The following is a 9,344-nucleotide window of genomic DNA, read 5'->3' as shown; positions in this document are numbered from 1 at the left end:
TTCCGCTGGGGGGGGAGTCGATTAAGCAGGAAGCCCATCAACTTTAGCTGATGGCAAGTTCACTAAAAAAGAGTTACAGTGAGGATACTCTGTAGATTAAGGAGATCAATTAATGCAAATCAGATCTAAGTTTCTTACTTTTTGCGCTGCCGCATGTTTTTGCGTGAGCGCTAATGCCGGGATTTACGATTTCGGTACTTATGACGCCGATGATTTTGGCTATATTCCCGATGATATGCTCGAGTTACCTGATACTCCTGCGGCTTATGTTTCGGGAATTTGGCTTACTCAAGATTTTTTAGGCCGCGATATTAAATTTGTGGTTCAGCTTACCGAAGGAGTGCCATATGTCGGCGCAGTAGGATCTGACCCTATTCCTGTAAATATAGTAAAAATATCTAAAACGGGAACCGTTACCGTACAGTTGCTTGCAGGTGAAAAGAAGCAAATTATGCTAAAGGAAGTAAATAAAGACGGTGAAAGGCTGCTTTTAGTACAGCCGGTAGGCGCTAAGAGTGCGATGCAGTTTACAGATTCATCTCTTGAATACCTGACACCTAATCAAGTGGCGCAAAGCGCTAAAGATTTAAAGCAGTAAAAACTGTATTCAGTTGACAAGCTCGGCAACGGTTTTTTTAGAAAGATAAAATCCGTTGCCGTCTATTTTGACAAAACTGTAGTATTCTCCCCAATCTCCCAAAGTAACTCTTTGTTTTGTATGGATATTTTTCTATGCCGTATAGAGGTATCGTAAAGTTGGCTGAAGGCCTAGGTTAGGCACAGGATATGATTATCAATACCCCTAATAAGATCCATCTATGAGAACGCTAGCTAGTTAAAGTTGCCTCGCAATAAATGTCTCCTTTCACATGTCGCGGCGGCAAAAATCAATGGCTGGAGCAGACAGATCTGCAAAACCCGGCGGCTTATGTAATTATCAGCCGGGCTTGCCCTTGATTTTTAGCAATTGGCATTATGTGTTGCTTTGTATCATTTTAAACTGAAAGGTATGTCTCAATTTTAGAGCCGTCAGCTTGAGATGCTGGAGAGTCATATACAATCTGGCCTTTTTCTATTACCAGAATACGATCAGCAACGGATAAGGCAAAAGATAGCACTTGCTCGCTGACGAATATGGTAAGACCGAATTCATCTCGAATTTGTCGCAAAATATCGCTCATTTCAGAAATAATTGAAGGCTGAATGCCTTCAGTAGGCTCATCTAAAATAAGCATTTTAGGCTTTGTGACTAAAGCCCTGGCAATTGCCAATTGCTGTTGTTGTCCGCCGGAAAGGTTTCCTCCTTTTCTTTTGGCAAACTCTTTTAATATGGGAAAAATCCTATACACATAAGGTGGAACCTCAGCCGTCTTAGATACAATCATCCCTGTTGTGATGTTTTCAGTTACCGTTAATGTATTGAAGATCATCCTGCCTTGGGGGACATAACCTAATCCTGCAGCAACTCTTTCATAGCTCTTAAGCCCCATTAAATTGTGTCCGTCAAGGGTTAAAGAGCCGCTGTTGTGCTTAATTAGCCCCATTATTGATTTCATAAGCGTCGTTTTGCCCATGCCGTTGCGCCCAAGCAGAGCAACTATTTCACCCTTTTTTATTTCTAGGCTAAGCTTGTCAATTACGGTACTTTGACCATAAGATGCAGAAAAATCGGTAAGCTTCAGCATATTATTTTTCTCCTTGGTGCCCTAGGTATACATCTATTACTTTAGGGTTGTTTTTAATTGACTGTATGCTGCCTTCGGCTAATATTTTGCCTTGATGCATAACAGTTACGCGGTCAGCAATGTTTTCAACAAATTTCATGTCGTGCTCAATAACTATTACTGATCGGTTTTTGATGATTTTATGCAGGAGCTCGGCTGTTTTTGTCCTTTCAGTAATTGACATGCCGGCAACAGGCTCATCAAGCATCAATAGTTTAGGGTTTTGAATAAGCAACATCCCAATTTCAAGCCACTGTTTCTGTCCGTGGCTCAATAGGGCAGATTTGGTGTTGAGGCTATCCTGCAACATAATTGTCTCTGCTGTCTCTTGGATTTTTTGCTTAATCTCTTTATCAAGCTTAAAAAATATTGATCCTAAAACTGAAGTTCCTTTAGGGTAAGACAGCTCAAGGTTTTCGAAAACAGTTAACTCTTCATAAATAGACGGCGTTTGAAATTTCCTTCCAATGCCTGCTTTTACTATTTCGTTTTCGCTAAGCCCTAATATTTCACGGTTGTTAAAAAGGATAGATCCTTTGGTTGCTTTTGTTTTTCCGCAAATTAAATCTAGGACGGTAGTCTTTCCTGCGCCGTTTGGTCCGATTATTACGCGAATTTCACCCTTATCTATATAAAGCGATAAGTCATCTACGGCTTTGAATCCGTCAAACGAAACGCTTAAGCCTTCAATGTAAAGAACATGTTCCTGCTCATTCATTTGATTGCTCCTTCATGTGTTTTTTCGCTATAAGCGGCGTGTTGGCTATTTGATATAAGTTTAGTGAAGAGTTTTTTTAAGTATTTGTTATAAATTCCAGCTAAGCCTTCAGGAAAGCTCATAACTACTAAAATAAATAAAGCACCAATAAGTATTGTCCATAACTCAGGAAATGCTTCCGATATATTGGTTTTGGCAAAATTTACTAATAATGTTCCGTAGACGGCTCCGAAAATTGAGAGTCTGCCGCCTACAGCACAGAAAATCAGAAGCTCAATTGAGCTGGCAATGTCTATAAGGGAAGGAGATACAAAATTAACTTGTAAGGCAAATAGCGCCCCGCCTAAGGATGAAATTGCAGCAGCAAGAACAAAGACGGCAATTTTAAAATTTGCAACGTCATAACCTGAAAAGCGAACTCTCTCTTCCTGATCTCGTATTGCTACTAGTAATTTGCCAAATTTGCTTGCCAGAAGAAACTTGCTCAGCAAAATTACAGTAAGGAGCAAAATTACGCAGATAAAATACAACAGGTATTTAGCATCATCAGTACGGATGTCATAGCCTAAAAAGGTTTTTAAATCGGTAATGCCGTTTATACCGCCGGTATATCCTTGCTGTCCGACAAATAGAATAGTAATAATTGAAGCTATTGCCAAAGTGATGATAGAAAAATATACGCCGCTAACTCTTCTTTTAAACATTGCATAAGCTATTACAAAAGCAACCAGCGACGGCACTGCAATCATGAGTACCAGAGTGGAAGGCAAATATTTAAAGGGCTCCCAAAATATAGGTAGTTCTGTAAGTGAATTCCAGTCCATAAAATCAGGGATCCCCGGAGTGTTTTGCGTTGATGTGAATTCAGGTGTCGATGCCTCCAGCTTTAGAAACATAGCCATCGCATAGCCGCCTAAGCCGAAAAATATCCCTTGTCCTAATGACATGATTCCGCAGTAACCCCAGCAAAGAACCAATCCAAGTGCGGCAAAGGCGTAGCATAGATATTTACCGACTAAATTGAGGCGAAAAATATCCATGCTGCCCGGCAGGATAACTAGCAGAAGAAGTGCCATTATTAATAGGTTTAATATGGTAGGCATATTTAAAAATGTTTTGGTTTCCATCGCAATTTCTCCTAATGGCGGATTTTGTTGGCGATTAGACCTTGCGGCCTAAACATAAGTACAACTACTACAAAGAGCAGAGTACAAACTTTGGCCATGGATCCTGATATGAAAAATTCAAGGATTGACTGGGCTTGGGATATTCCGAAGGCTGAAAGTATTGTTCCGAATAAAGATCCGGCGCCGCCAAAAACGACAACCAAAAAGGTATCAACAATATAAAGCTGACCTGATGTAGGACCGGTCGATCCAATCATTGTGAATGCGCAGCCCGCAATTCCGGCGATACCGCAGCCGAAGGAAAAGGTTATTCGATCAACGAGCGCAGTATTGATGCCGATAGCCCCAGCCATTTGGCGATTCATTACTACAGCGCGTATTTGTACGCCAAACCTGGATTTTGTTATGCAAAAAACAGTAATTACGGTAATAAATATCGTGAGGATTAAAACGAATAGGCCGTTGACCGGAATATCAATAGTATCGGTTAACGATATTGATCCCATCATCCAATCAGGCAAAGTTACGCCTACGTCACGAGCCCCGAATAATGAGCGGTAAATTTGCTGCATGATTAGACTTAGACCCCATGTGGCTAATAGGGTGTCCAAAGGCCTGCTGTATAGATGCCTTATCATTAAAAATTCAATGAGCATGCCAAGCAGTGCCGTAGCTATAAATGATAAGAATAAGGCAACAAAAAAATAGCAAGCAAACATACCTGGGAAGTAGATTTCAAAAACTTTTGATGTCAGGTAAGTAATATAAGCGCCGAAGATCATTAATTCCCCGTGCGCCATATTGATTACTCCCATTTGCCCGAAAATAATTGCAAGACCTAAAGCCATCAACACAAATACTGCAAACAGGCTAAGGCCGGCAAACCCTTGCATTGCAGCTATCGATATCAAATCTGATAAAGAGTAATCCGCTAACATAAATTCTTTCACCTTGTAGTAATTGGTGCAGGAAGCACTCCTGCACCTTATGAGTTTTAATAACCTTTCATAAAGGGATTGGGTTCCATCATTTTGCTCTCAGAGACAATCTTGAACTGGCCGTTCTTTTGTGCCTGACCTATCATGGTTTTCATCCATAAATAGTGATTCTCATGGACTTTGATCGGACCGTTAGGGGTATCGGTCAGTTCAATTGAAGGTAAAACCTCTTTCAATTTGTCAATGTCGAAAGTCCCTGCTTTTTCTACGGCTGCTTTCCAGATCCAAGGGCCTAAATATGCTGCTTCGGTAGTATCGCCAATGATTGCATCTTCTCCGTAGCGGGCTTTGAAGGCCTTTACGAATTCTTCATTGCTCTTTCCTGGCATTGACTGAAAATATTTCATAATAGAATATCCGCCTTCGATATTTTCACCGCCGATGCCGCTTACTTCATCCTCTGTAATTGAGGTAGTTAAAAGCAATGGCTTTTCTTTAAGCAGGTCAATGCCAGACGCTTTTAGCTGCTTGTAAAAAGCAACGTTTGATCCTCCGACAATAGTGGAGAAGATAACGTCAGGCTTTTGCAATTTAATTTTATTTATAACTGAATTAAACTGGGTGTGTCCTAGAGGGTAGTACTCTTCTCCTTTTACTTTTAAGCCCTTTTTCTCAATATACTGTCTGGCTATTTTGAATGATGTCCTAGGCCATATATAGTCAGATCCAACAAAGTAAAACGATTTTGCTTTTTTCTGGTTTATTACCCAATCAAGTCCGGCAATAATTTGCTGTGTTGCATCAGGGCCCATATATATAATATTGGGTGAAGATTCCATGCCTTCAGTAAATACTGGGTAGAAGAGCAAATTATCATACTGTTCTACAATTGGGAGTACGGCTTTTCTTGATGCTGAAGTCCAGCACCCGAATATGGCAGCTACTTTATCGTCCACAATTAATTTTTTGGCTTTTTCAGCATAAGTAGGCCAATCTGAAGCACCGTCTTCCTGAATCACTTCAATTTTGCGGCCAAGGACCCCGCCCTGTGCGTTAATTTGTTCAATAGCAAGGCGTTCACCTTGTACTGATCCTGCCTCTGACAAGGCTACTGTCCCGGTTACGGAATGCAATATTCCCACGGTAACGGTATCATCGGTAACGGCGTAGCCCTTCGGGTTAACTTCATCGGCTAAAGCAGATGAAGAAATCAATGCGCTTATTCCTAAGGCAGCGGCAAGCTTGCTTAGCTTTAACCATGTTTTTGTTTTCATAAGGAAGTCCTCCGTGTTTAATTTCATGTTTAATATTCAAAAAAACACTTATTAATCGAATTAGCGAAAACGCTTACATGGTTACGTAAAATTACGTAGTATGCTGTACGTTTTGGTATTTTTATATGTAAAACATATGGTTACTTTGTATAAACTAAAAAAAGGCTTTGATGAATACGAGGTGATGCCTTGATGTAAGCTCCCTATAAAAGTGATTTTTGCCTGTTTTGTGCCCAATATGAAAAGAAAACGCATTTTTAAAAAATCTTGTAGTAATAATAAACATGAGACAGATCTAATAATTTGATAATGGGCATTATCGCGGTTCATATGCTGGAATATAATGATGACTTCCCTTTACAGGCAGTTCCTAATAAAGCATGCAAATACAGTGCGCTTAGCGTAGCCTTGACGGCAATAGGGTCCATGTCATTTTTGGCTCAGGAAGTGATGGGTGCCCTGATTACTGTAAATTTTGGTTTTAACCACTTGCTGATAGCTCTTTTAGTATGCATTGCCATTATTGTGCCTTTAAGCATCCCTATTGTAAAAACTGCGATTACTGAGCATATTGATATTGATCTGTTGTCAAGATCTTGCGGTTTCGGCTATCTTGGCGCATCCTTCGCTTCTTTAATTTATGCTTCTTATGTTTGTGCTTTTTTAGTTTTTGAGACACTTATTTTAGCTAATATGCTAAAAAATTTTTTTAATGTGCCTGAGGCTATAAGTTATCTTTTTATTTCTTTAGTAGTGATACCAATAGCTTTTAAAGGGTTTAAAGCTATATCAAAATTTCAGAAAGCCTCTAATTATATTTATATATTTTTTGAAATAGCCTTATTAACAGCTGTAGTGAAATTTATTTTAAGCGATAAGAATATTATTCCAGGCCTTACAGAGGGTAAAGATTTTAATTGGCTGTTTTTAGGACAAAGCGTAAGTATTTTGCTAATTTTAATTGCCCAGACTGCAGAACAAGTTGATTATTTGCGCTTTATGCCGGAAAAGGGATCTCGTCATAGAATTTTTTACAGCTTGTCGGCAGGCGCCTTTTGGTTTATACCCATATCTATCAATATATTATGTGGCGGTGCCCTTGCTGTTTTTATGATGGAAAAAGAGGCAAGTGTAGCTGCCGTCCTAGATCCGGGATATATGGCTTATTATGCGTATAGCTCATTATTTGGTCATGGCGTTTTCGTGAGTCTGTGCGTGTTAGCCTTTGTGACGGTTTGTCAGTTAAAAATTAATGTTACCAACGCTTATTCGGGATCTTTGGCCTTGTCGAATTTTGGGGCCCGCTTAACCCATTCTTACCCCGGGCGCGCCTTTTGGCTTATTTTCAATATGGTTATAGTGTTGATTGTGCTGGAGGGGAATCTTTACACTACGTCTATTAATGCGTTTAATTTAATCGCGATATTGGCTCTGTCATGGTTTACCATTTTGGCGGTTGATTTAAGCCTAAACCGTAGGCTCAAGCTTCGCCCGTATAAAATTGAATTTAAAAGGGGTAATTTGTATGATTTGAATCCGGTAGGTACTGTATCTTTACTTTGTGCAATTGCTGTAGGTTTCGTGTCATATTCGGGAACCTGTGGGGAATTGTGCCGCTCGTATGCTCCATTGATTGCAATGCTCGTTGCAGCCCTATTGACTCCATTTATTGCTTTTATTACTAAGGGACGATTTTATGCTCACGGCATTGATGTGACAGTAAACAGCCATGGGGTGGAGGTATGCGCGGTTTGTCATGAAAAGTTTGATGATCGTAATATTTTGTACTGCCCATTTATTAAAGACTATATTTGTTCGCATTGCTGCTCGTTAAATGCGCTGTGTGACAATAATTGCAATACCGGCAGCCCTTTTTACAAATGGTTTAATAAAAAGAGTCAACGTCATATTTTTCTTTTAATTTATGAGTATGTCGTTCTTATTGTGATTTTTGCGTTTGTAATTTTGATAATAAATTTAGGTGTTGAAAAGAAATTTGCCCTAGATTTTAAGGAGAGCCAAAACCCCATTATTACTCAGGGCTTTTTGCTGTTTTTAGTTGTTGCTATTTTTGCACTTTTTTTTATTTTAGTGCTTGGCAGTCGCAGGCGCGCCCAGCAAGAGCTTGCTGATAAAAATATTTTATTGAACCAAGAAATACGAGGGCATAAGCACACGCTTGCATTGCTGGAGGATGAAAAAAATAAAGCTGATGAGGCAAACCAAGCTAAAAACCGTTACCTGTCCGGTATAAGCCATGAGCTGCGCACTCCGCTTAATGTTATTTTAGGTTACGGACAGTTATTGTCCAGACAATGCAACCTCGGACGTGAGGCGCAGGGCTATGTAGATGCTATGGTGTCCAGCGGAGAATACCTGTCGGATTTAATTGAGGGTTTGCTTGATATTTCAAGAATAGAGGCGCGCAAGCTGGAGTTAAGACGCGAGACTGTTGATTTAAGAAAACTAATCGGACAGCTAGGCGCGTATTTTAAAAGGGTAGCTGCTGAAAAGGGGCTTAAATTCGATATATTAAGCGTTTATGAATGGCCGCCTTTTGTTATTACAGACGAAAAAAGGCTACGCCAAATTTTGACTAATCTGATTTCCAATGCGATTAAGTACACCAACGACGGCTTTGTAAAGCTTATTATTTTATATAAATTTGATGTATATACTTTTAGGGTTGAAGATAGTGGAATTGGTATTAAAAACAGTGATTTAGAGCGTATTTTTGAGCCGTTTCAACGCTTGAAAGATTCACATAGCTCTGCAAGCGGGACAGGCTTAGGGCTCACAATAAGTTCTTTGCTGGCTTCAATAATGGGAGGAGATTTGGAGGTTGAAAGCACTTATGGGAAGGGCTCGACCTTTACGCTTAAAATTTATCTTCCTGCAGCTCCAAACAATAGCGTGTTGACTAAAGAATATGATGAAAACAGCATATTCTCTGATCTTGATCGGCATATAAAAATTTTAGAAATTGACGATAATAATCAGCATAGCAATTTAATTAAAAAAATGCTGTCCCCCTTCGGGTTTGATGTTGACATAGCATCAGGGTGCAAAAGTGCGCTTGATAAAATTAAAGATAATCATTTTGATATTTATTTAATTGATATAGCTATGCAGGATGGGGACGGTTGGGGGCTTTTGCGTATTTTAAGGGAAAAAGGAATTTCAGAGCCTGCCGTGATTATTTCAGCAGAGGCTGATGAAAATAATGCTCCGGCGGATCTAAAGCACAGTTACAGCGGGTATTTGATAAAACCGGTACATTTGGACTCGCTGCTGCCTATGGTTCGATCATTAACAGGTGCCGGACATAAACATGATAATACTCTTGATAATGCCCTGATGGTTAAAGCAAAAGTCCTTCCCGATGCAATTAAAAGGGATTTCTCTGCTTACCTTTCTATAGGTTATATTCAAGGTATTGCACAAATTGCCGATAAATTATATAGCCAGCAAAAAATAGGATCTGCTGAACATAAATATATACAAAATTTAGTTGCTAAAACTGATATTAAGCTACTTAATGAATATTTGGGAATATGAGTGAA

7 protein-coding genes are annotated in these 9,344 nt (G+C 39.5%); 2 read left to right on the top strand and 5 right to left on the bottom strand.

All coding sequences use genetic code 11. The features are described from left to right. The first annotated feature begins 112 nt into the window (after window positions 1-112). Window positions 113-598, top strand: coding sequence for a hypothetical protein (locus QZ019_RS02700; protein WP_295482070.1), 486 nt, complete (start codon window positions 113-115; stop codon window positions 596-598). A 397-nt stretch (window positions 599-995) separates the two neighbouring features. Here QZ019_RS02700 and urtE read toward each other — a convergent pair whose 3' ends face one another. From urtE to urtA, 5 genes are read right to left on the bottom strand one after another with little or no spacing between them, the layout of a single operon-like run. After that, window positions 996-1,685, bottom strand: a complete 690-nt coding sequence (urtE, locus tag QZ019_RS02695) for an urea ABC transporter ATP-binding subunit UrtE (RefSeq protein WP_295482068.1) — start codon at window positions 1,683-1,685, stop codon at window positions 996-998. Window position 1,686: 1 nt separating this feature from the next. Next, window positions 1,687-2,442, bottom strand: coding sequence for an urea ABC transporter ATP-binding protein UrtD (gene urtD / locus QZ019_RS02690; RefSeq protein ID WP_249083111.1), 756 nt, complete (start codon window positions 2,440-2,442; stop codon window positions 1,687-1,689). Continuing rightward, window positions 2,439-3,569, bottom strand: a complete 1,131-nt coding sequence (urtC, locus tag QZ019_RS02685) for an urea ABC transporter permease subunit UrtC (protein ID WP_249083113.1) — start codon at window positions 3,567-3,569, stop codon at window positions 2,439-2,441. The genes urtD and urtC overlap by 4 nt, the downstream gene beginning before the upstream one ends. Window positions 3,570-3,580: 11 nt before the next feature. Then, on the bottom strand, window positions 3,581-4,507 hold the full coding sequence (gene urtB, locus QZ019_RS02680) for an urea ABC transporter permease subunit UrtB (protein WP_249083114.1): 927 nt from the start codon (window positions 4,505-4,507) through the stop codon (window positions 3,581-3,583). Between the two features lie 56 nt (window positions 4,508-4,563). After that, a complete protein-coding gene (gene urtA, locus QZ019_RS02675; RefSeq protein WP_295482063.1) occupies window positions 4,564-5,781 on the bottom strand; it encodes an urea ABC transporter substrate-binding protein in 1,218 nt (405 codons plus the stop codon). A 426-nt stretch (window positions 5,782-6,207) separates the two neighbouring features. On the opposite strand from urtA, the gene QZ019_RS02670 reads away from it, so the two are divergent. Next, window positions 6,208-9,339 carry an ATP-binding protein gene (locus QZ019_RS02670; protein WP_295482061.1) on the top strand — a complete coding sequence of 1,044 codons (3,132 nt, stop codon included), beginning with the start codon at window positions 6,208-6,210 and terminating at the stop codon, window positions 9,337-9,339. The last annotated feature ends 5 nt before the right edge of the window (window positions 9,340-9,344 follow it).

Origin of the sequence: uncultured Succinatimonas sp., assembly GCF_905203285.1 — a bacterium.
Taxonomy (GTDB): domain Bacteria; phylum Pseudomonadota; class Gammaproteobacteria; order Enterobacterales; family Succinivibrionaceae; genus Succinatimonas.
Note: the sequence above shows the minus strand (reverse complement) of the source record. Positions and strands in the feature narration are given on the sequence as shown.